Annotated in this window: 22 protein-coding genes; 15 read left to right on the top strand and 7 right to left on the bottom strand. The window is 64.0% G+C overall.

The window, feature by feature from the left end; all coding sequences use genetic code 11:
- The 4 genes from GPT34_RS13260 to GPT34_RS13245 form a co-directional block, all read left to right on the top strand.
- The coding region (locus GPT34_RS13260) for a pyridoxal-phosphate dependent enzyme (protein ID WP_363356899.1) at positions 1 to 284 on the top strand (284 nt) is incomplete at its 5' end.
- Between the two features lie 165 nt (positions 285 to 449).
- Complete coding sequence (locus tag GPT34_RS13255; RefSeq protein ID WP_291013230.1) at positions 450 to 1,058, top strand: NUDIX hydrolase; 609 nt, start codon at positions 450 to 452, stop codon at positions 1,056 to 1,058.
- A 24-nt stretch (positions 1,059 to 1,082) separates the two neighbouring features.
- Positions 1,083 to 1,310, top strand: a complete 228-nt coding sequence (locus GPT34_RS13250) for a sulfurtransferase TusA family protein (protein ID WP_291013228.1) — start codon at positions 1,083 to 1,085, stop codon at positions 1,308 to 1,310.
- A 49-nt stretch (positions 1,311 to 1,359) separates the two neighbouring features.
- A complete protein-coding gene (locus GPT34_RS13245) occupies positions 1,360 to 2,400 on the top strand; it encodes an NAD(P)-dependent oxidoreductase (RefSeq protein ID WP_291013226.1) in 1,041 nt (346 codons plus the stop codon).
- A gap of 21 nt (positions 2,401 to 2,421) precedes the next feature.
- Here the strand turns inward: GPT34_RS13245 and GPT34_RS13240 are convergent, their stop codons facing one another.
- From GPT34_RS13240 to GPT34_RS13230, 3 genes are all read right to left on the bottom strand, one after another.
- A complete protein-coding gene (locus GPT34_RS13240; protein WP_291013223.1) occupies positions 2,422 to 5,307 on the bottom strand; it encodes a valine--tRNA ligase in 2,886 nt (961 codons plus the stop codon).
- Between the two features lie 68 nt (positions 5,308 to 5,375).
- Positions 5,376 to 5,594 (bottom strand): DUF2783 domain-containing protein, encoded by a 219-nt coding sequence (locus tag GPT34_RS13235; protein ID WP_291013221.1) that lies wholly within the window; start codon positions 5,592 to 5,594, stop codon positions 5,376 to 5,378.
- Positions 5,595 to 5,610: 16 nt separating this feature from the next.
- Positions 5,611 to 7,326, bottom strand: coding sequence for an FAD-dependent oxidoreductase (locus GPT34_RS13230; protein ID WP_291013219.1), 1,716 nt, complete (start codon positions 7,324 to 7,326; stop codon positions 5,611 to 5,613).
- Between the two features lie 385 nt (positions 7,327 to 7,711).
- On the opposite strand from GPT34_RS13230, the gene GPT34_RS13225 reads away from it, so the two are divergent.
- The 6 genes from GPT34_RS13225 to queF all read left to right on the top strand — a co-directional run bounded on the left by GPT34_RS13225 (position 7,712) and on the right by queF (position 13,036).
- The gene (locus GPT34_RS13225) at positions 7,712 to 8,134 is read left to right on the top strand and encodes a rubrerythrin family protein (RefSeq protein ID WP_291013217.1); all 423 of its coding nucleotides are present in this window, start codon (positions 7,712 to 7,714) and stop codon (positions 8,132 to 8,134) included.
- Positions 8,135 to 8,325: 191 nt separating this feature from the next.
- The gene (locus tag GPT34_RS13220; RefSeq protein WP_291013214.1) at positions 8,326 to 9,675 is read left to right on the top strand and encodes a heterodisulfide reductase-related iron-sulfur binding cluster; all 1,350 of its coding nucleotides are present in this window, start codon (positions 8,326 to 8,328) and stop codon (positions 9,673 to 9,675) included.
- 155 nt (positions 9,676 to 9,830) lie between these two features.
- The gene (locus GPT34_RS13215) at positions 9,831 to 10,421 is read left to right on the top strand and encodes a DUF3501 family protein (protein WP_291013213.1); all 591 of its coding nucleotides are present in this window, start codon (positions 9,831 to 9,833) and stop codon (positions 10,419 to 10,421) included.
- Positions 10,422 to 10,504: 83 nt separating this feature from the next.
- A complete protein-coding gene (yaaA, locus tag GPT34_RS13210) occupies positions 10,505 to 11,281 on the top strand; it encodes a peroxide stress protein YaaA (protein WP_291013212.1) in 777 nt (258 codons plus the stop codon).
- A gap of 29 nt (positions 11,282 to 11,310) precedes the next feature.
- The gene (locus tag GPT34_RS13205) at positions 11,311 to 12,183 is read left to right on the top strand and encodes a 2OG-Fe(II) oxygenase (protein WP_291013211.1); all 873 of its coding nucleotides are present in this window, start codon (positions 11,311 to 11,313) and stop codon (positions 12,181 to 12,183) included.
- A 7-nt stretch (positions 12,184 to 12,190) separates the two neighbouring features.
- Positions 12,191 to 13,036, top strand: coding sequence for an NADPH-dependent 7-cyano-7-deazaguanine reductase QueF (gene queF, locus GPT34_RS13200; protein WP_291013210.1), 846 nt, complete (start codon positions 12,191 to 12,193; stop codon positions 13,034 to 13,036).
- Positions 13,037 to 13,070: 34 nt separating this feature from the next.
- Here queF and GPT34_RS13195 read toward each other — a convergent pair whose 3' ends face one another.
- Positions 13,071 to 13,343 (bottom strand): helix-turn-helix domain-containing protein, encoded by a 273-nt coding sequence (locus tag GPT34_RS13195; protein ID WP_291013209.1) that lies wholly within the window; start codon positions 13,341 to 13,343, stop codon positions 13,071 to 13,073.
- 332 nt (positions 13,344 to 13,675) lie between these two features.
- Here GPT34_RS13195 and GPT34_RS13190 point away from each other — a divergent pair, with 332 nt between their 5' ends.
- The gene (locus GPT34_RS13190; protein WP_291013207.1) at positions 13,676 to 14,143 is read left to right on the top strand and encodes an Mpo1-like protein; all 468 of its coding nucleotides are present in this window, start codon (positions 13,676 to 13,678) and stop codon (positions 14,141 to 14,143) included.
- Here GPT34_RS13190 and GPT34_RS13185 read toward each other — a convergent pair.
- Entirely contained in the window at positions 14,109 to 15,170 is a 1,062-nt protein-coding gene (locus tag GPT34_RS13185; RefSeq protein ID WP_291013206.1) for a histone deacetylase family protein, read from the bottom strand. The two genes, GPT34_RS13190 and GPT34_RS13185, sit on opposite strands and share 35 nt — an antisense overlap.
- Before the next feature lie 199 nt (positions 15,171 to 15,369).
- Here GPT34_RS13185 and GPT34_RS13180 point away from each other — a divergent pair, with 199 nt between their 5' ends.
- From GPT34_RS13180 to GPT34_RS13170, 3 genes are all read left to right on the top strand, one after another.
- Positions 15,370 to 16,587 carry a 6-phosphofructokinase gene (locus tag GPT34_RS13180; protein ID WP_291013204.1) on the top strand — a complete coding sequence of 406 codons (1,218 nt, stop codon included), beginning with the start codon at positions 15,370 to 15,372 and terminating at the stop codon, positions 16,585 to 16,587.
- 15 nt (positions 16,588 to 16,602) lie between these two features.
- Complete coding sequence (locus tag GPT34_RS13175) at positions 16,603 to 17,001, top strand: DUF1161 domain-containing protein (RefSeq protein WP_291013202.1); 399 nt, start codon at positions 16,603 to 16,605, stop codon at positions 16,999 to 17,001.
- 158 nt (positions 17,002 to 17,159) lie between these two features.
- Complete coding sequence (locus GPT34_RS13170) at positions 17,160 to 17,750, top strand: hypothetical protein (protein WP_291013200.1); 591 nt, start codon at positions 17,160 to 17,162, stop codon at positions 17,748 to 17,750.
- A 25-nt stretch (positions 17,751 to 17,775) separates the two neighbouring features.
- Here the strand turns inward: GPT34_RS13170 and GPT34_RS13165 are convergent, their stop codons facing one another.
- Positions 17,776 to 18,627: an enoyl-CoA hydratase-related protein gene (locus GPT34_RS13165; RefSeq protein WP_291013194.1), complete on the bottom strand. Its 852-nt coding sequence runs from the start codon at positions 18,625 to 18,627 to the stop codon at positions 17,776 to 17,778.
- On the bottom strand, positions 18,590 to 19,837 hold the full coding sequence (locus GPT34_RS13160) for a DNA polymerase IV (protein WP_291013235.1): 1,248 nt from the start codon (positions 19,835 to 19,837) through the stop codon (positions 18,590 to 18,592). The genes GPT34_RS13165 and GPT34_RS13160 overlap by 38 nt, the downstream gene beginning before the upstream one ends.
- Positions 19,838 to 20,042: 205 nt before the next feature.
- Here GPT34_RS13160 and GPT34_RS13155 point away from each other — a divergent pair, with 205 nt between their 5' ends.
- Positions 20,043 to 20,768 carry an SIMPL domain-containing protein gene (locus GPT34_RS13155; RefSeq protein WP_291013192.1) on the top strand — a complete coding sequence of 242 codons (726 nt, stop codon included), beginning with the start codon at positions 20,043 to 20,045 and terminating at the stop codon, positions 20,766 to 20,768.

The following is a 20,768-nucleotide window of genomic DNA, read 5'->3' as shown; positions in this document are numbered from 1 at the left end:
AGGAGGGTTCGCGCATTCCCGGCATCCGCAAGTGGCCGACCGAGTACCTGCCCAAGATCTACGAACCCAGCCGGGTTGATGAGTTGATTTACGTGAGCCAGTCCGACGCGGAGGAGATGTGTCGTCGCCTGGCGCGGGAAGAAGGCATTTTTGCTGGCATTTCGGCCGCGGGTGCCTGCTGGGTGGCGCAACAGGTGGCGCAGCATGTGGATAACGCCACCATCGCGTTCATTGTGTGTGACCGCGGCGATCGGTATCTGTCGACGGGCGTGTTCCCTGCGTAGTGGACTGCGACCGCGCCGCTCCGCGTCACCCCCGAGGGGGAGATACCTGCGGCCCGGCCAAGCCGGTGCCGCGGTATCTCTGGGGTGGACTTCCCCTCGTTCGCTGGTTCTTTTTGTGTGCCTCAAGTCAAGGTTTTCTCGCAGGGGCCATTTCATTCGAATCGCATGATCACTGAATACCGTTTTTGTCCGGCTTGCGCGTCGCCCCTGGCCCTGCGGAGCGAGCTGGAGGACGCTGGGCTGACCGAGCGCCTGCGCTGCCCGGCGTGTAGCTTCACGCACTGGAACAACCCCACGCCGGTGCTGGCGGCGATTGTGGAGCTGGACGGCCAGGTGCTGCTCGCGCGCAACGCCGCCTGGCAACACCGCATGATGGGTCTCATCACCGGGTTTATGGAAGCGGGCGAAACGCCGGAGCAGGGCATTTCGAGAGAGATCGGCGAGGAGACAGGACTCAGCGTGAGTGCGCTGACGTTGGTGGGTGTGCACGATTTTCAGCGCATGAATCAGGTCATCATCACCTACCACGCGGTCGCCCACGGCCAGGTTCAGCTCTCGCCCGAGCTGGCCGAGTACCGGCTGTTGAGGCCCGAGCAGGTGAAGTGCTGGCGAGCGGGCACCGGTCTGGCGCTGGCCGACTGGTTGCGTAGCCGAGGCCAAGAGCCGGTGTTCATGGACTTGCCCACGGCTGACGAGCCCCGTGCCAGTGCGCCTGGTGAAACAAGCGACCAGCCGGGTTTTCAGCAGTCTGCACCGCCTGGCCGGCGCGCTTAGAATCGATGCTCCCAAGGATTGACCATGAACGCAGACAAAGAACTTGACGCACGCGGCCTCAATTGCCCGCTGCCCATTTTGAAGGCCAAGAAAGCCCTGGCCGAAATGACCAGCGGCCAGAGGCTGCGCGTGGTATCGACCGATGCCGGCTCGGTTCGCGATTTCCAGGCCTTTGCCAAACAGACGGGCAACGAGCTGTTGGAGCAACAGACGCAGGGGAACGAACACATCTCGGTGCTCAAACGCCGCTGAATCTGCCAGACACTGGCGGATCTGAATCACTTTCTGTACGGAACCGCCGATGGAAGTTCTGTTGATCGATCCCCTGGTGCCTGAAGCGCTGTCGTGGCTACAAGAGCGTCATGAGGTGAGCTTCCGTCCCGAGTGGGGCGACGATCCGATCGAGCTGCGCAAGAACACCTACAAGACCCGCGCGCTGGTGTTGCCGCCGCACGTGATCGTGTCTCAGGAGTTTCTTGATTTTTCGCCTAAGCTGCAGGTCATTGCCCGCATGCAGATTTCCAGCGACAACACCGATCTGGATGCCTGCGCCCGGCGCCGGGTGCGGGTGGTGCAGGCGCGCAGCGCCACGGTGCGGTCCAACGCCGAATATCTGCTCTACGGCCTGCTCATGCTGTACCGGCGCGGCATGATCAGCGCGCTGCTGGGCCGCAAGATTTCCCAGGTGCGCATGGGCCGCGAGCTGGCGGGCAGCACGGTGGGCTTGCTCGGTCTGGCGCCTGTGGCGCACACGTTAGCCCCCATGCTCAAAAGTCTGGGTGTCCGCCTGCTGGGCTACGATCCCGCGGTGCACCACGCCGCGCCCCTGTGGGACAAGCTGGGCGTGGAGCCGGTGACAATCAACGAGTTGCTCGCGCGCTCGGATGCGGTCTCGCTGCAGGTGGTGTACGCCTCGCGCTTTCGCGGCTGGATCAACGAGCGGGTGCTAAACCACTGCAAACCCGGCCAGCTCTGGGTGGGAGTGAGCCGTACCTCGCTGTTTGATGTCGAGGCCCTTGCCCTGGCCTTGAGCGACGGGCGCATCGACGCTTGCCTGCTCGACGGTGCCAACCCCAAATTCGCGGCGGCCGGCACGCCTTTGCACGATCTGCCCAACCTGCACCTCACGCCGCGGCTTGGCTCACACACCCGCGAGGCCAAGCTGCGCGCGAGCTGGTATGTGGCGCACCGCATTCACGAAACCCTGGCGCCCACGGCCGCCAAGGAAGAGAGTCGGCACAGCGACTTCTCGATGCTTGACAGCTTGGACTACGCCGAGCAGGACGATCCGCAGTCGATCACGCCGTCGCAGTGGGACTCGATCGCGGCGCACCAGCGCTGAGGTCCGTTGTCTGGAGCATGCTCACAGGCGCGCGATCTGCTCTCGCAGTTTGGTGAGCGTGGCTCCAAAGTCGGTAACCCGCTGTTTCTCCTGATCGATCACCGCCGCTGGAGCCTTGGCCACAAAGGCCTCATTCGACAGCTTGGCGTTGGCCTTTGTGACCTCGCCTTCCAGCCGAGCCACTTCCTTGGTCAGGCGGGCCTTTTCGGCGACCACGTCGATTTCCATGAACAGGCACAGGCGTGCAACGCCCACCACCGCCACCGGCGCAGCCTGGGCCGCCGCCGCCCACCGCGTCTCGTCCGCGTACACCTGAACCTCGCTCAGCTTGGCCAGCGCCTGCAACACCGGTGCCGCGCTGGTCATGAACTCGGTATCGCCCAGCACGTACAGCGGCAGCCGGGTGGCGGGTGACACGTTCATCTCGCCACGCAGGGTGCGGCAGGCGTCGACCAGGCCCTTGAGCTTGTTCACATGGGCCTCGGCCTCGGCGTCGATGCGCTCCGGCTGGCTCACCGGGTAGGCGGCGATGCTGACCGACTCACCCGCGCGCCCTGCCACTGGCGCGACCTTTTGCCAGAGTTCTTCGGTGATGAAAGGAATCACTGGGTGCGCCAGCCGCAGAATGGTCTCCAGGGTGCGGATCAGCGTGCGTCGGGTGGCGCGCTGCTGCGACTCGCTGCCGGTGTTGATCTGCACCTTGGCGATCTCCAGGTACCAGTCGCAGAATTCGTTCCACACAAAGTCATAAACCGCGTTGGCCACGTTATCGAGACGGTATTCTGAAAATCCTTTCGCGACCTCGGCCTCCACCCGCTGCAGGGTCGACACGATCCAGCGGTCCGCCTGGCTGAACTCCAGGTAGCCGCCCGGCAGGCATTCCGCCGCACCGTGCTCTTTCAGACCACAGTCCTGGCCTTCGCAGTTCATCAGCGTGAAGCGGGTCGCATTCCAGAGCTTGTTGCAGAAGTTGCGGTAGCCCTCGCAGCGCTTGCTGTCGAAGTTGATGCTGCGACCCAGCGACGCCAGTGCCGCAAACGTGAAGCGCAGCGCATCGGCACCGTAGGCCGGGATGCCGTCGGGGAATTCCTTTTCGGTCTGCTTGCGCACCTTGGGCGCGGTTTCGGGCTTGCGCAGGCCGGTGGTGCGTTTGTCGAGTAGCGGAGGCAAAGCGATGCCATCGATCAGGTCCACCGGATCCAGCACGTTGCCTTCGGACTTGCTCATCTTCTGGCCCTGCGCGTCGCGCACCAAGCCGTGGATGTAGACGTGTTTGAACGGCACGCGGCCGGTGAAGTGGGTCGTCATCATGATCATCCGGGCGACCCAGAAAAAGATGATGTCGTAGCCGGTCACCAGCACGCTGCTGGGCAGGTATAGGTTGTAGTCGTCGGTAGCGGCATCGCCTTGCTCGGGCCAGCCCATGGTTGAAAACGGCACCAGGGCTGACGAATACCAGGTGTCGAGCACGTCGTCGTCGCGACGCAGCTTTTTGCCTGGCGCCTGGGCCTGCGCTTCGGCTTCCGTGCGCGCGACGTAGACCTGGCCTTGCTCGTCATACCAGGCCGGGATCTGGTGACCCCACCAGAGCTGGCGCGAGATGCACCAGTCCTGGATGTTGTTCATCCACTGGTCGTAGGTGTTGACCCAGTTCTCCGGCACAAAGGTCACTTCGCCGGATTTCACGGCCGCAATGGCCTTGTCGGCAATCGAGGAGCCGCTGGTGTTCTTCTCATTGCCCTTGGACTGCATGGCGACAAACCACTGGTCGGTCAGCATCGGCTCGATCACCTGACCGGTGCGCGCGCAGCGCGGCACCATGAGCTTGTGCTTTTTGGTCTCGACCAGCAGGCCAGCGGCTTCCAGGTCCGCGACCACCGCCTTGCGGGCCACGAACCGGTCCATACCCCGGTACCTGGCGGGCGCGTGTTCGTTGATGCTGGCGTTCAGCGCCAGCACGCCGATGATAGGCAACTGGTGGCGCTGGCCCACGGCGTAGTCGTTGGCATCGTGTGCGGGTGTGACCTTGACCACGCCGGTACCGAATGCGCGGTCGACATACTCGTCGGCGATCACCGGGATTTCGCGGTCGCACAGTGGCAGCTTCACGTACTGACCGACCAGCGCGCTGTAGCGTTCGTCGTCCGGATGCACCATCACGGCCACGTCACCCAGCAGGGTCTCCGGGCGGGTGGTGGCCACGGTCAGCGAACCACTGCCGTTGGACAGCGGATAGGCGATGTGCCACATGAACCCGTCTTCTTCCTCGCTCTCCACCTCCAGGTCGGAGACAGCGCTCATCAGCACCGGGTCCCAGTTCACCAGGCGCTTGCCGCGGTAGATAAGGCCTTGCTCAAACAGGCGCACAAAGGTCTCGGTCACCACCGTCGACAGCTTGGGGTCCATGGTGAAGTACTCGCGGCTCCAATCCACCGAGTCGCCCATGCGGCGCATCTGCGTGGTGATGGTGTGGCCGCTCTGCTCTTTCCATTCCCAGACCTTGGCCACGAAGTTCTTGCGCGCTTCAAGCGGCGTTGCTCCCATGTCGTGGCGGCTGATGCCCTGTTCCTGCAACTGGCGTTCCACCACGATCTGGGTGGCGATGCCGGCGTGGTCGGTGCCTGGCACCCAGACGCTGTTAAAGCCCATCATGCGGTGGTAGCGGGTGAGGCTGTCCATGATGGTCTGGTTGAAGGCGTGGCCCATGTGCAGAGTGCCGGTGACGTTGGGTGGCGGCAGTTGGATGGCGAACGATGGTGCATTCGCCTGGGGAGCACCCGTGCCGCGGAAACCCGCCACGCCGTAGCCGCGCCGCTCCCACTCCGGACCCCAGTGTGCTTCCAGCGCCGAGGGCTCGAAGGACTTGGACAGGGAAGACAGGCCAGGTTGTTGCAGCGGTTCGGTCATGGGGGTGCCAGAAAGTGACACGGCGCCCCGCAGGGCGCCGTCAAAGGAAACTCGGGAATGGACTGATTTTATTCGACGCTGCTCGGTCGTCGGGCTGTGGCGGGCGCTGCCTGGCTCGCTGCAGCGATGCACTCGGCCAGCACCCGGGCATCACCGACCTGGTTGGCCAGGATCAGGATCAGCCGCGCGTTGAGCGCTTCCGAGGCCTCTCGACTCAGGCCCTGGTGGGCATCGAGCAGCTGTTCGTAGAAGGTGTCGGCGTCTTGAAATTGGGGTGATTGTTTCATGGTTGTCCCAGGTGGGTCAGCGCAAGCCGAGCGATCGTTCGATGGCGGCGATCAGGGGTGCGCCCACTGACTCGCCACTGGCGGCCAGATAGCCGTCGGGTCGCACCAGCGCCCAGGCGTGACCGAACACATGGCAGGCGCCTTGCAGGTGGCCTTGTGGATCGCGCACGTGTTCGATGGCCTGCGCCGGCGCCTCTGGCCCCAGCACCTGTACGCACCGCAGCGGCGTGTCGAAACACAGGCGGCGGAGGCGCTGCACAGCGGTGGCGGAGAGGTCGCCGAACACCAGCAGGAGCAGGTCACCGTCTGCCCAGTCCAGCAGCTGGTTGACGGTGCCTCGGCTGCCGTCTGCCCAGGCGAAGTGCACGTTCTGCGCCGACTGCCCTGCGGCGCTGCCGGGCATGTAGGTGCAGGCGTGCGAACGCGAATAGGAGTTGGCCACGGCCATGCGACCGGTGTTGACCAATGCACGAGCAAAGGGCTGCTGGCGCGCCAGGTGAATCACCGCGTCGCGGAACAGGCGCTCCGTGCCATCGGCCGGCCGCAGGAAACGCGCGGTGCGGTTGGTGATGCAGACGTTTTGCTGCGCGGCTTCCAGCCGCTCGTCGTGGTAACTCGCCAGCAGCGCTGCATCGGCCTTGCCTTGCAATACGGCGGCGAGTTTCCAGGCCAGGTTGTCGGCGTCGGCCACGCCAGTGTTGCCGCCGCGCGCGCCAAATGGGCTCACCACCTTGACCGCGTCGCCCACCAGTAGCACCCGGCCATGGCGCAGGGCGTGAACACACTCGCTGCGGTAGGCGTAGGGGCCGACCCAGACGATTTCCACCTCCACATCGGGACCAAACTGCCTCTCGAGGCGGGCACGAACCAGGTCCTCGCGGCTAACCTCTGCGGGGTCGGCGTTGGGCGCCATTTGGTAGTCGAGCCGCCAGACGTCGTCGGCCATCAAGTGCTGCCAGACGGCGCGGTTGTCGTTGAACGGCGCTTCTATCCAGGTGTGGCGCTCAAGTGGCGGGCGAGTGGTGAAGCGCACGTCGGCGATGCACCAGCGGTCGTCCCCGCGCTGGCTGTCGAACGGCACCTGCAGCCAGGCCCGAATCGGGCTGTGCGCGCCGGTGGCGTCGACCACGTGCTCAGCTTCGATGCGGTAGCGCCCGGCCGGGGTCTCAACCGTGAGTGTGGCGAAGTCGGCCACTTGCTCAAAATCGACCAGCCGGTTCTGCCAGCGCAGGTCCACGCCGCCCAGCGCCTGGATGCGGTCGACCAGGTAGGCCTCGATGTAGAACTGCTGGATGTTGATGAAAGGCGGCTGTTCGGAGAGCTGAAAGTTGCCCTGCTGGCGCAGATCAAAGTGGTAGACCTCGTCCTTTCCCGCAAAGGTGCGGCCCACGCTCCATTGCACGCCCTTGGCGGCGATGCGCTTGTAAATGCCTAGCCGGTCGAAGATCTCCAGCGATTTCTGCGTGTAGCAGATACCACGCGAAGCGGCTCCCTTCACGCCCACCGTGTTGTCCTCGTCGAGCAGCACGGCGCTCACACCCAGCCTGGCCAGCGAACACGCCAGCGTGAGCCCGGTGATGCCGCCGCCCACGATCACGACCGCGTGGCGAACGGTGGGTCCGCCCTGCAGCTCTGGCGGCGGCACAAACGGATACTCAGGCAGAACGTAGCCAGCACCCTGGCTGAATCCTTGGGCGTTTTCCCTTGTGGTTCCGGTGTCCGTGTGGCTCATGATCGTCGGCTCCGTCAAGCGGGTGCGCCACCATCTCGGGGCGGTCGTTCCGGGGTGGACTCCATGGTGCGCCGGTCTGACCTTGGGCGCGGCAAATGCGGTGCGGACATGCGGTTTCCTTGGGTTTGATGTGACGAAACGGATGGGCCATAGCCGCCTTCCCCGCCCGCCGCGTTGGTCCAGTTTGAAGCTTTCGGGCGCACTTGTCGACGGCGCTGAGAACGGTTATCAGTCGAGGCTGGCCAATAGTCTCGAGCAATTTGTCACATAGGCCAGAACAATTAGACGCAGCTCGCTCAGGCGCGTATCGTGTTTTTTGTCTCAGGGGTCTGCCCATCCCGGTTGGCCGTCTGAGCGTTTTTTCAACCACGACAAGGAGATATCCATGGCCGCATTGAAAGGCTCGAAAACCGAGCAGTGCCTGAAAGACGCCTTCGCTGGCGAATCCCAGGCCAACCGCCGCTACCTGTATTTCGCAAACAAGGCCGACATCGAAGGCCAGAACGACGTGGCGGCCCTGTTCCGCTCCACGGCCGAAGGCGAAACGGGTCATGCGCATGGCCATCTGGAGTTCCTGGAGCAGTCTGGTGACCCCGCCACCGGCATGCCGATCGGCTCGACCCGCGACAACTTGGCCTCTGCGGTGGCTGGCGAGACGCACGAGTACACCGACATGTATCCCGGCATGGCCAAGACCGCCCGCGAGGAAGGTTTTGACGAGGTCGCCGACTGGTTCGAGACGCTGGCCAAGGCCGAGCGATCGCACGCTAACCGCTATCAGAAGGCGCTCACCGAGCTGGTGGATTGATTGACCCACCCCCGCGCCGCATCTGCGGCGCGACACCCCCTCAAGGGGGCGGCACCTGCGGCCGGGCAAAGCCCGTTTCGCGGTGTCCGCTGGGAGGACTTCCCTCGCCAGCGGGCTCTTGCAAGGAATCGTGCTGAACTTCGAGTTTTTGCAAAAGCCCACGACAACATCCCCATCCAAGAGGAGCACACATGGCCACCGAAGGCAACCTCCAAGCACCCACTCGGCACGCGCTGGACTGGAAAAATCCCGATTTCTACAACGAGGAAAAGTGCTTCGATGAGTTGGAGCGCATCTTCGACATCTGCCACGGTTGCCGCCGGTGCGTTAGCCTATGTGGCTCGTTCCCCACCCTGTTCGATCTGGTTGACGAGAGCAAGACGATGGAGGTCGACGGGGTCGACAAGAAGGACTACTGGAAAGTGGTCGATCAGTGCTACATGTGCGACCTGTGCTACATGACCAAGTGTCCGTACACCCCGCCGCACGAGTGGAACCTGGATTTCCCGCACACCATGCTGCGCGCCAAGGCGATCAAGTTCAAGAAGGGAGAAGTCGGCACCGCTGAGAAGCTGCTTGCTTCCACCGATGTGCACGGCCAGTTCGCTGGCATTCCCATCGTGGTGCAGGCAGTCAACGCCATCAACAAGACGCAGGTGGCGCGCGGTCTGATGGAGAAGTTTGCTGGCGTGGACAGGGATGCTTGGCTACCCGAGCTTGCGTCCAAAAAGTTTCGTTCGGCCGCGCCCGATGCGCAAGCGAAACAAGTGGTCGACGGCGAGAAAACTCCGGGTAAGGTGGCGATCTTCTCCACCTGTTACATCAACTACAACGAGCCGGGCATCGGCATGGATCTGCTCAAGATCCTTGACCACAACGACATTCCTTATACCCTGGTCGAGAAGGAAAAATGCTGTGGCATGCCCAAGCTGGAGCTGGGTGACCTAGAGTCGGTGCAGGACAGCAAGGAAGCCAATATCCCGGTGCTGGCGAAGTACGCGAAAGATGGCTATGCCATCCTCGCCGCCGTGCCCAGTTGTGCACTCATGTTCAAGCAGGAAATCCCGCTGATGTTCCCCGATGACGCCGACACCCAGCTGGTCAAGGAACACATGTGGGACCCGTTTGAGTATTTCATGGCGCGCAAGCGAGATGGCCTGCTCAAGACCGAGTTTCCTCAGAAGCTGGGGAATATCAGCTACCAGATCCCCTGTCACGGCCGGGTGCAGAACATTGGTCGCAAAACCGAAGAGATGCTCAAGATGATCCCAGAGACCACGATCAACACGATCGAGCGCTGCTCCGGACACGCCGGCACCTTCGGGGTAAAGAAGGCCACCCACCAGCAGGCGATGAAGATCGGTAAGCCGGTGTTCAAGGCCATGGCCACCATGAAAGACGGTGCCAAACCCGACTACATCAGCTCGGACTGTCCGCTCGGCGGCCACCACATTGCGCAGGGCTTTGAAGTAAACGGTCATGGCGCGCCCGAACTGCAACACCCGCTAAGCCTGGTGGCCAAGGCCTACGGATTGAAGTAGCTAGGCGCGAAGCGGAGGTAGAGTGAATCGGGGTCAGATCCCCATTCAGGACGATTCCTCCACCGGAGCAAGAGACGCCACGGCGAAATGGGGCTTTGACCCCGTTTCACGGGCGAGATCAACAACTCGGCCGAAACCACATAGGAGTGATCAACATGCAACTCACCGGACACATCACCGCCGACAGCCTGATGACGCTGGAGGCCTACACCAAGTGGCGCAAGCTGCACAAAGCCGAAGTCATCGCGCATCGCAAGCTGCGAAGCGTGTCGCTGGGCGAGCACATCAATCTGCAGTTCGAGAGCGAGACGACCATCCGCTACCAGATTCAGGAGATGCTGCGCATTGAAAAAGTGTTCGAGGAAGAGGGCATCCAGCAAGAGATCGAGGCCTATGCGCCGCTGGTGCCCGAAGGCAGCAACTGGAAAGCCACGATGATGATCGAGTACACCGACATCAACGAACGCAAGCGGGAGCTGGCCCGCCTGATCGGCGTGGAAGACCGGCTGTTTGTCGAGGTCGAAGGCATGAAGCGCGTTTACGCGATCGCCGACGAAGACCTGGACCGCGAGAACGACGAGAAGACCAGCGCGGTGCACTTCGTGCGCTTCGAATTCACGCCGCCCATGAAGGCCGCGATTCAGGCCGGGGCGGCCGTCAAGCTCGGCTGTGACCACACGCATTACCCGGCCCATGTGCAGATCGCGCCCGAGACCTTGGCCAGCCTGGCGGGCGATCTCAGGTAACGCGCCGCTTTGGCCATAATCGAGGCTTCCTGCGGGAGGCCTTTTTTTTGCCTGATCTGCCTGCACGCCGAGCCCACTCCACCATGCTGTTCCTCATTTCCCCCGCCAAAGCGCTGGACTACACCACGCCCGCCCCCGTCAAGACGCACACCAAGCCGCTGTTTGCAGGCGATGCCGCCGAGCTGATTTCGGTGCTGCGCGAAAAATCGCCGCATCAGGTCGCCGAGCTGATGAGCCTGTCGGATGCGCTCTCGGGCCTGAACGTGGCGCGGTACCAGGCCTGGTCGCCCAAGTTCACCGCGCGCAACAGCAAGCAGGCCGTGCTCGCCTTTGATGGCGACGTGTATGGTGGCCTGGACGCCAAGAGCCTGAGCGCAGAAGATCTAGACTGGCTTCAGCAGCACCTGTGCATCCTTAGCGGCCTGTACGGTGTGTTGCGGCCGCTGGACCAGATGCAGCCCTACCGTCTGGAGATGGGCACGCGCCTGGCCACGGCGCGCGGCAAGAATCTGTACCAGTTCTGGGGTCGCCAGATTGCCGACTACCTGAACCAGCGGGCCCTGGCCGACAAGTCGCCGGTGGTGGTCAACCTGGCGAGCGAGGAGTATTTCAAGTCGGTCGACCTGAAGGCGCTCAAGCCGCGTGTGGTCACCTGTGTGTTCGAGGAAGGCAAGGCGGGCCAGTACAAGGTGGTGAGCTTTTTCGCCAAACGCGCGCGTGGCCTGATGGTGCGGTTCGCGGTGCAGCACCGGGTCTCCACACCCGCGCAATTGCAGGCCTTCGATGCGGAAGGTTACCGTTTCACACCCGGCGCGTCGGGTCCCGACCGGCTGGTGTTTCGGCGCCAGGCGACCAGCTGACCCTACGCGCCACCTTAGGAGCAGCGGACATGAACCAGAGCGTCACCCCCGAACTGCGGCAATGGATCGTGGACCAGGCGTTGGCGGGTCACCAGCCCGAAGCGGTGCTCGGCGCCATGGTGCAGGCCGGCTGGACCGAAGACGTGGCAGAGGTCGCGCTGGAAGACACCTTGCGCGATCACCTGCGCCAGCGCGCCTCTGGCAAGCCCGTGGCGTCGGTGGTGGTGCCGACGGCCGCACAGGGCGTTCGGGTACCTGATGCGGACCTGCCGGTCTCATCGGGTGAGGTGGACGTGGGCGATCGCCGGATTCAGGTGTTGGCTAGCCTGCAGTCGCCGCGTGTGCTGGTGCTCGGTGGTTTGTTGTCGGGCGAAGAATGCGATGCGCTGATCGCCGCCGCGCGCCCGCGCCTAGCCCGCTCACTCACGGTGCAGACGAAGACCGGCGGTGAAGAGCTCAACCCGGACCGCACCAGCAACGGCATGTTCTTCAACCGCGGCGAAAGCGAGCTGTTGAAAAGCATCGAATCACGTATCGCGCGGCTGCTGAACTGGCCGGTGGAGAACGGCGAAGGGCTGCAGGTACTGCACTACGGCCCTGGCGCTGAGTACAAGCCGCATTACGACTATTTCGATCCGGTCGAGCCCGGCACACCCACCATCCTGAAGCGCGGCGGCCAGCGCGTGGCCACGCTGGTGATGTACCTCAACCAGCCCGAGCAGGGAGGTGGTACGACCTTTCCCGATGCCGGTTTGGAAGTGGCGCCGCAGCGCGGCAACGCCGTGTTTTTCAGCTATGACCGCCCCTCGCCTGCCACTCGCACCCTGCACGGTGGTGCGCCCGTGATCGTCGGCGAAAAATGGGTCGCGACCAAGTGGCTGCGCGAGCGAGAGTTTGTGTGACCTCTCAATGAATACCCCTGAACATTCCCAGCTTGGCAAGGCCTCGGCCTACATCGACCAGTACGACGCTTCGCTGCTGTTTCCGCTTCCACGCGAGACCAAGCGCCTTGAGATCGGCATCCAGGGCCGCCTGCCATTTCTGGGGGCCGACCTGTGGACCGCTTTTGAGCTTTCATGGCTCAACCTGCGCGGCAAGCCCCAGGTAGCGCTGGCCCACATCACCGTGCCTTGCGAGAGCACCCACATCGTCGAGAGCAAGTCGTTCAAGCTTTACCTCAACAGCTTCAACAACAGCCGCTTCGCCAGCGCCGACGCGGTGCGCAATCGGCTGCGCGAAGACCTCAGCGCCGCAATCTGGCACGGCGGCTCGGTGCTGGCGTCTGCCGGGATTCAGCTTTTGCTGCCTGAGCAATTCGGACGCGAGGCGGTGCGCGAACTCGAAGGCCTGTCCATCGACCGGCTTGATGTGGAGTGTGAGCTGTACCAGCCCGCACCGCAGCTGCTGAGCGCAGCGCTGCACGAGCAGCCAGTGGAGGAAACGCTGGTGAGCCACCTGCTCAAGAGCAATTGTCTGGTGACGGGGCAACCCGACTGGGGCAGTGTGCAGATCCACTACAGCGGACCGCAGATCGATCAGGCAGGCTTGCTGCAATACATTGTGAGCTTTCGCAACCACAACGAGTTTCACGAGCAGTGCGTCGAGCGCATCTACATGGACATCATGACGCGCTGCAAGCCCGCCAAGCTCAGCGTGTACGCGCGCTACACCCGGCGCGGCGGGCTCGACATCAACCCCTGGCGCACCAGCCACCCGCAACTGCCACCGCCCAACTTGCGCACTGCCCGGCAATAGGCAAGTGCGCGAGCAAGCTGCGTGCTCGGCAGCGCTACTGCGACAGCGCGTGCAGCGCGTCGATGTCCAGGGCTTCCAGTTCGCCCCGTTGCAGTGCGATCAGGCCCTGGTCCTTTAACGCCTGCAGGATCTGGTTGGTGGTCTGGCGCGACACCCCCAGCATGCCTGCCAGCTTGTCCTGGGTCACGCCGATGTGGCGGCGGAACTCGCCCGCCTGAGTGCCTTGTGCCAGCAGCAGGCGCTGGGTGGGTGACAGCAGCATCTGAGCCTTCATGCTCACCAGAGCGAGCCGCAGCTTGTCGGCCATCGGCAGCCCTAGCTCGCGCGAGTGTGGGGGCTGATCGTGCAGACTCGCTTCCACCACAGTGGCCCGTAAACCGCATTGCGCTAGACACCAGGCCATACAGGCCGCAGGGCGCACCCTCGAGAAGAAAAAGCGCTTCGCCGAGCTGCAGCGTGTACAGCCGACCGAGGTTCAGTAAGGCTTGGGCAGACTCAATGGGAAGGCGTTGGAACCAGCACCCCTGGGTGAGCGGATGCAGTTCGGCTGGGGTGGGCAGCATGGCGGGTGTTTTGCGGGTTTTCCAGTAGGGTCGGTGTCGGTCAGCTGACAGACGCGCGGGGTTGGGCGAGGGACGCATGATGCGTCACGACCCTTCCGTCGCCACCTTGCTCTCGCGTCCCAGCCTCCTGGTGGGCGACTGGCCCGTTTCGCTCACGACCTTGCTGGGTCTGGGCACCATCGTTTTCCATCCGCGGATCGACCTGCGCCTTGGTTCGGTCATGCTGGTGCTGATCGGTGCAGCGCTGTTGGCCGGTCAAGTGCTGGCGGCACACACCACCGGCGTGTGGCTGGGTGTGGGCCTGGGCACGTTCATCGTCGGCTGGTCGATCCAGTTTCTGGGTCACTGGTGCGAGGGCAGGAAACCGGCCTTCGTGGACGACATCGTCGGCCTGTTCGTCGGCCCTCTGTTCCTGGTGGCCGAGCTGGCGTTTGTGCTGCGCCTGCACCTCGAGGTCCAGACCGCCATCCACGAGCGCCTAAAGTCCATGCCCGACTCTGGCCTGCCGATCACCCAGCGCGCTGGAAACCTTCGAGCAGGTTGACCGCGTTCACGCCCACCGCGTCCACCGCGTAACCGCCCTCGAAGGTGAATACGGTGGGCAGACCGGCGCTGGCCAGTGCTTCTCCGAGGTCGAGGTAGTCCTCGGTCTTGAGCGTGAAGCCCGAGATCGGATCGCCTTCAAAAGTGTCCAGGCCCATGGGCACCACCAGGGCGCCGGCACCAAAGTCCTTCACCGCTTGCAGCCCCTGATCGAGCGCGGCTCGCCAGGCGGCAAAGCCGGTGCCGCGGGGCAGCGGCAGGTTGAGGTTGAAGCCCGCGCCCGGGCCAGCGCCCCGTTCATCGGCATGACCGAGGAAAAACGGGTACTCGGTCATGGGGTCACCGTGGACGGAGACGGTGAACACATCAGCGCGCTCGTAGAAGATGGTCTGCGTGCCGTTGCCGTGGTGGTAGTCCACGTCGAGCACCGCCACGTGCGACTCGCCGCCATCCACCAAGGCCTGCGCGGCAATGGCGGCGTTGTTCAGAAAGCAGTAGCCGCCCAGGAAGTCGGGGCCGGCATGGTGGCCCGGTGGACGGGTGAGGGCAAACGCCGAGCGCGCGCCGCCCAACACCTCGCGCGCCGCCGCCAGTGCACAGGCTGCGCCCCCGCGCGCGGCCACCCAGGTTCCTGCCATCAGGGGTGAACCGGCGTCAAAGGCAAACAGACCCAGGCGGGCTGCGAAATTGAGGGGCAGGACGTCGGCACGGAAGGCGTGCTGGTTGCCCAGCGGCCAGACCGAAGGCAAGACGTCGCGCTGCGCGTTCGCCGGATCCATCGCCACCCAATGGTCCCAGGCGTTCGCCAGAAAGTCTGTGTAGCGCTGGGTGTGCACGCGGGCGATCGCGGCGTCCAGTTCTGCGGCGGTGATCGCCGGGGTCTCCAGCGTGCCCAGCGGCCGGCGCTGCAGCTCATTCAGCACAAAGTCGAGCCGTGCTGGCACTTCGTGGCAGGGCACCAGACGCCCTCGGAACATTTCCTGTTGGCCTTGGTGCATCGCTTGGTGGGGGTTGTGGAAGGTCTTCATGGACAAGAGTTTCGCACCTGCGTGAGAGGGGAGTTGTCCAGGGATTCGATGAGACCCTCGCGTCACACTTGTTTTGGGCAGTGAAGCGCTTCGGTACCTTCCAGGTGCCAGGCTTGCGCTGCGGTTTCGGCCGTGACCGTTGAAGGGTGGGTGCAATTGGGTCCACACTTGGCCAACCAACATTGAAGGAGTCTGTTCCATGTCATCCGGAAAAATCCTCGTTGCCCAGGGCGGCGGGCCCACGGCGGTCATCAACCAGTCCATGGTGGGCGTGGCGCTGGAAGCGCGGCGCTTTCGCGATGTGAGGCTGGTCTACGGCGCGCGCCACGGCGTACGCGGCATCGTGGACGAGGACTTTGTCGACCTCACACAAGAGACGAGCCACAACCTGGAAGCGGTGGCCAACACCCCATCCTCCGCATTGGGATCCACGCGCGACAAGCCCGACCTGGCCTACTGCCAGGAGATTTTCAAGGTGCTGCGAGCGCATGAGATCGAGCACTTCTTTTACATCGGCGGCAACGACTCTTCAGACACGGTGCGCATCGTGTCCGAGGAAGCGCGGAAGGCCAACTACCCGCTGCGCTCGATCCACATTCCCAAGACCATCGACAACGATCTGGTAGGCAGCGACCACACGCCAGGATTCCCTTCGGCGGCGCGCTTCGTGGCCCAGGCTTTTGCAGGTGCCAACCTCGACAACGCGGCGCTGCCGGGCGTGTACGTGGGCGTGGTCATGGGGCGACACGCCGGCTTTCTCACGGCAGCCTCCGCTTTGGGCAAGAAGTTCGACGACGACGGTCCGCACCTGATTTATCTGCCCGAGCGGGTGTTCGATATCCCGAAATTCCTGGCTGAGGTGAAGGCGGTGTACGAGCGCCATGGACGCTGCGTGATCGCGGTGAGCGAAGGCATTCACGATGCCTCGGGTCAGCCCATCATCACGCAGCTGGCAAAGGACATCGAAAAGGATGCGCATGGCAATGTCCAGCTCTCGGGCACCGGCGCGCTGGCCGACCTGCTGTGCGAAGAGATCAAGCTCAAGCTTGGCATCAAACGTGTGCGCGGCGACACCTTTGGCTACCTGCAGCGCAGCTTCATCGGCTGCGTGAGCGATGTGGACCAGCGCGAAGCACGTGAGGTGGGTGAGAAGGCGGTTCAGTACGCGATGTGGGGCAAAGTCGACGGCTCGGTGGCGATCAAGCGCACTGGTTTTTATTCGGCCGACTACGAGCTGCTGCCGCTCTCCGCAGTAGCGGGCAAGACGCGCGTGATGGAAGACGAGTTCATATCGGCCAACGGCACCGACGTGACGGACGCCTTTCGCCTGTACTTGCGTCCGCTGCTTGGTTCGCGCATGCCCGACGCCTTCCGGCTTCGGCCCAATGCGGTGCCCAAGGTGCTCAAGCCTCTGTGAAACTACACTGAGCCCATGTTGTTTCGATACCGCATCCTGCCCGTCTTGGTGTTGCTCGCCCAGGTCGGCGCAGCCCATGCCGACAATTGTGAGCCGATCCGCGCCAGGATCGAAGCCCAGATCCGCGACGCCGGCGTGGCGCGTTTCAGCGTGACGGTGGTGCCGAACGACACGCCGGTCACAGGCGAGGTGGTCGGTTCGTGTGACAACGGGCAGCAGAAGATCGTGTACACCCGCGGCGTCGGTGCCGAAGCGCCTGGCATCCCTGCGCCCCCCAACGCCCAGTCTGCCCGGCCGACCAGCCCGCCGCCGGTGCGACCGGTACGGCGGCCCACGCCCGAAACCGAGATCCTGACCGAGTGCAAGGATGGTTCCGTGTCGCGCGGCGGCACATGTCCGCCTGCGGAGCGCTGATGGCCTGATTTTGTGTTTGCCGGCTTGGCGGTTACTGTGAGGGTGGTTCAAACCCGGGGTGCGTTGATTCGAGCGCAGTGCCCGGGACGGACCTTAAGGGCTCCCTAAGGGTTTGGGCGTCCAATAAAGCCCTGTTTTGACTCAGCATGAGGATCCACATGAACCACGACATCCTGCCTTCGTTCCACTTCCCCGCAGGCACCCGTTTTGCCCAGTCGAAACCAACGACCGCAGAGAGCGTCACCCTGGCCTCGCCGGCGCTGTCGGTCATGACCGACCTCGCGCTGGTGCGTGCGGCGACGGTGCGGCCGGAAGAGTCTCTGCTGATGGCGCGCGAGCACATGATCCACCAGGGCGTGCGATTGCTGTTCGTGGTGAGCGAAATGCCGTGTGTGGACGGGCTCATCACCACCCTCGACCTGGATGGTGAACGGCCGATGCAGGTGATTGCGAGCCGGGGTGTGCATTACGAGGATCTGGTGGTGGGCGATGTGATGTCGCCGCTGAGCTCGCTCGACGCGGTGGGCATGGAGCAGCTGCGCCATGCCACGGTGGCCAAGGTGATCGCCACCATCCGTCACCTGGGTCGGCGCCACATGCTGGTGGTCGATCACGGACAGGACGGGCAGACCCCGGAGCTGCGTGGGGTGATCTCACAGGCGCAGATCGAGCGTCAGCTGGGTCATCCGATCGACGTGATCGAGCACGCCCACAACTTCGCCGAAATCAGCGCCTCGCTGGCGACTTGACTAGCCTCACACAGCAGGCTCGTGCCTAACCGGCGTCGAGTTCTTTGAACGACTGCAACGCGGCCAGCGGCGTGAACTGGCCGGCGCGCTTTTCTTTCATGGCCGCAATGGCTTCGCGCACATGCTGGTTGCTCCAGATCGCGCCCTGCAGCCAGCCCATCTGGCGCAGGCTGTCTTCCACCGAGTGGTCGCGCGCGTAGGTCACGGCCTGTTTGGTGCCCCAGATGGCCACCGGCGGCTTGCTGGCAATTTCCTTGGCGCACTGCAGCGCCGCGGCCAGCATGGCTTCAGGCGTGTCGAACACTTCGTTGACCAGGCCATAGGCCAGCGCCTTGCTCGCGGGCAGGCGGCGACCGGTGTAGGCCAGCTCCTTGACCACGGCGAACGGAATCAGTTTGGGCAGGCGCTGTAACGTGCCCACGTCGGCCACCATGCCGATGTTGATTTCCTGAATGCAGAAAAACGCGTCGGCCGTGGCGTAGCGGATGCAAGCCGCGGTGACCATGTCCACCGCGCCGCCGATGCAGCCGCCCTGGATGGCGCAGATGACCGGGATGCGCAGGCTCTCGATCTTGGTGAAGGTGGTCTGCATGTCGCTCAGCAGATCGAACACCCCAGCCCGGCCCTCGGGGCTCTGGTCGTCCATGGCGATGGCGCTGGTGAAGGTTTCGAGCGCCATGCCGGCGGAAAAGTGCTTGCCTGTGCTGCTGATGACCAGCGCGCGCGCCGTACCATCGCGGTGCAGCTGCGTGAGGATCTCGTCGAGCTCGCGCCAGAACGTCGGGTGCATGGTGTTCAGCACCTCGGGCCGGTTGAGCACCAGGTGGGCCACAAAGTCGTCAGTCGAGCTCAGGGAAAAGCAGGTTGGTGAGGTCATCTTGAGATGTTTCCTGGACGGTTCGGGAGTTGGAAGATTGAGTTTCACTGTAGCCCGCCGTCGAGACACCCTCTGTCCCGGGCTTTACCAGCTTGCCTACGCGTACGCCCAGCAGGCGGATGCGCCGTGTGAGATCCACGCGCTTCAAACACAGGCCGGCGTGGCGGCGGATGGTGATGGCGTCATCGGTGGCGCCGGTCAGGGTCACGTCGCGCGTCACGCTCTGGAAGTTGTCGTAGCGAAGCTTGATTCCGATGGTCTTGCCGGCGTAGCCTTTGCGCTGCAGGTCGGCCGCCACCTGCTCACACAGGCGGGTGAAGATGGCGCCGAGCTCGGTGCGGTCGCGCACCGCGTGCAGGTCGCGCTCGAAGGTGGTTTCGCGGCTCATGCTGACCGGCTCACTCTCGGTCACCACCGGGCGCTCGTCGCGACCCCAGCTCACCTCATGCAGCCAGGCGCCGTAGCTCTTGCCGAAATGCTCGATCAGCCAGCTGCGCTCGCGCTCAGCGAGCTCGCCAATGGTGTGGATGCCGTGGCTTTGCAGGCGGGCGTCGGCCTTGGGGCCCACGCCATTGATCTTGCGGCAGGGCAGTGGCCAGATCAGGGTCTGCAAGTCGTCGGGCATCACGATGCTGATGCCGTTGGGCTTGTTGAACTCGCTGGCCATCTTGGCGATGAGCTTGTTCGGCGCCACGCCGATGGAGCAGGTGATGCCGGTGGCCTGATGGATGCTTCGCTGGATCAGCCGCGCCAGCGCGCGGCCGTGTTCGCGCTGCCCGCCGGGTACCTCGGTGAAGTCGATGTACACCTCGTCGATGCCGCGGTCTTCCATGACGGGCGCGATTTCGATGATGGTGCTTTTGAACAGGCGCGAGATGCGTCGCACCTCGTCAAAGTCGACCGGTAGCAGGATGGCCTGGGGGCAGAGCTTGGCCGCATTCATCAGACCCATGGCCGAGCCCACGCCAAACTGCCGCGCCGCGTAGGTGGCGGTGGTGGCCACGCCGCGCCCGGTGTAGCCGGCCAAGCGCGGAAAGAAGTCGACCGGAATACGGTCCAGCGTGGTCTCGCTCCAGTCGCGCTCCGGGTAGGTGTTGCGCAACTGCGCCAGCAGGTCGTCGGCGTGCCGCCGCCCGCCGCCGATTACCACCGGCAGACCCTTGAGCTGCGGGTAGCGCAGCAGCTCGACCGACGCAAAAAACGCGTCCATGTCCAGGTGCGCAATGCGCCGGGGCAGGTCGGCTTTGATCGGGGGATCGGTATTCACGGGACAAGCATAGCGTCCGGGCGAGCGTCAGGCGGTTGCACGCCATCGGTTCACAGCTTGGCACCCTAGCGTCAATGCCGAGGGCTAAACTCATTCAATAGAGCGGCGCTCGCTCCCGCAGCGCCGCCCAGACCGGGAGCCCCACACCATGAACCACATCGCCCGTTTTCTCACCGCCTTGCTGGTCGCCGCCGGTATCGCCATCGCCGGCTTTGCCGTCAGCCAGGGGCTGGAGCGCTTTCGCATGGCTGACCGCTCCGTCACCGTCAAAGGCCTGGCCGAGAAGGACGTGGAGAGCGACTTCGCTATCTGGACGCTGAGCTTTCGCCGTGCCGGCGCTGAGTTCAGCGGCGTTCAGCAAGCGCTGGCCGCCGACCGCGAGAAGGTGCTGGCGTTCTTGAAGGCACGCGGCTTCACCGACGAAGAGCTGGAGACACGCCCGCTGCAGGTGCAAGACCTGCTGGCGCGCGAATACGCCCAGGGCAATGTGCCGTTTCGCTTCAATGGCACTGGCCAGGTGCTGGTGAAGTCAGCCCGTGTGGCCGAGGTGGAGAAGGCCGCGCTGGCGGTGGACCCGCTGATCCAGGAAGGCGTGCAGCTTGGTGGCGAAAACAATGGCGCGCGCAGCGGCCCGCGTTTTCAGCTGCGCGGCTTCAACGATGTGAAGGCACCGTTGCTGGCCGAAGCCACACGCAACGCGCGCGAGCAAGCACAAAAATTCGCCGCCGAGGCTGGTGCCCAGCTCGGCCCGCTGAAAAACGCCAACCAGGGCGTGATCCGCATCACCGGTGACGACGGCAACGACTACGACGACGGCAGCTCGCGCGGCAAGCGCCTGCGGGTGGTGAGCACCTTCGAGTACGAGCTGCGCTGA

Origin of the sequence: Hydrogenophaga sp., from assembly GCF_011390835.1 — a bacterium.
GTDB lineage: Bacteria > Pseudomonadota > Gammaproteobacteria > Burkholderiales > Burkholderiaceae_C > Hydrogenophaga.
The sequence above is the reverse complement of the archived record's forward strand: the minus strand, read 5'-3'. Positions and strand labels throughout refer to the sequence as shown.